Consider the following 1296-nt stretch of genomic DNA (forward strand, 5'->3'; position numbering starts at 1 on the left):
GCATCTTTGTTCGCTTTTTAAGCTCCAAAGATGACCTAATCAACTGTGCGGGGGTGGGAAGACGAACTCTTTTTAACTAGTCAGAGTTCTTTCCCACTCCCTTTTTATTATTGATAGCGTGGGGTTGCAAATCCACGAATATTGCCATGTCCGATTCGGTAGGTATTGCGACGGACTTGGTTGTTGGAGTTTCCTTCAATGGTATGAATGATTCCGTTTGAGACGCTCTCGACAATTCCGATGTGATCCGCAAAGCCATTGTTTTGTTGGCTATTTTGATCCCAGTTAAAGGTGATGATGTCCCCTGCTTTTGGTGTAGTGGTACCATCTTCATTCCAGATGCCCAAGCGTTTGAAGATCTGGATGTGACGTTCGACTCCACATTCACGGCCAATCAAACCGCTCAAACCTTCCCGCTGGAAGACTGTTGTGACAAAGATATCACACCAGTCATCGGTCGTCTTCACTGCATAACCAACTGGAAGTGGTTTAACACTGTTATAATCATTGACCAATTGTTGGTGAGCTGCAGTGCCGCCACGAACGCCCACTAGACTAGCTGCTGCCCGTAAGACACGGTCCCGTTGTCCATTCGTTACACGAGGACTAAAAGCAGTTTGATCTACTGTCGCACGGGGATGAAGGGCTGTTTGACCAAGGTTAAAGCCTTCAACGCCACCATCGACATAATCCACATAGACGTGAGTGGTATAGTTACCTGATTGGTACTGGTGATTTGTTGCAGAGACCTGCACTTCTGTGTGCATTCCAGAAGGTGCTGTTGAATACCAGAAAAGATTTTCTTGGTGTGCTTGAGACCAGGCTGCGACACGGATGTTCTTAATCCGACGGCCTTGAGGCGCTTGATCCACCGTTACTGTATAGGTTCCAGCACCAGAATTGACATTCTTGATCCCTGTTTGTGTCTTCGTCTGAGCATTTCGGAATTCAACTTCTGTAGTCGTTGAACCGACACCCACACGAGAACCATCATTTTGAATATAGTAAAGATGAACATGGTACTGACCAGTAGAGTTCTTGTGGTCACTCGCTTTTACAGATACCTTGTAGTCTCCGTTTGCTTGACGAGTCGCTTCATACCAGCGGATGTCGTCTTGGCCGTCCTTATCAGACCAAGTAGGAACTTGCACAGTCCGCACACCTTTAGGGCTATAGACATCCTTGATGATGACATCAAAGGTACCCGCATCCTTGTTGTTGTTTTGGATTAAGAGACTAGCAGTTGGACGTGATTGATTTTTGAAATCAATAAAGGCTTTCTTGACAAACTTGTTT

1 protein-coding gene is annotated in these 1296 nt (G+C 45.9%); it reads right to left on the reverse strand.

The genetic code is table 11. From position 1 onward, the window contains the following. Positions 1 to 107: 107 nt before the first annotated feature. A partial coding sequence (locus HMPREF2904_RS07640) for a GBS Bsp-like repeat-containing protein (protein ID WP_141751209.1) occupies positions 108 to 1296 on the reverse strand: 1189 nt, incomplete at its 5' end.

It is taken from the genome of Streptococcus sp. HMSC072G04 (genome assembly GCF_001813295.1).
Classification (GTDB): domain Bacteria; phylum Bacillota; class Bacilli; order Lactobacillales; family Streptococcaceae; genus Streptococcus.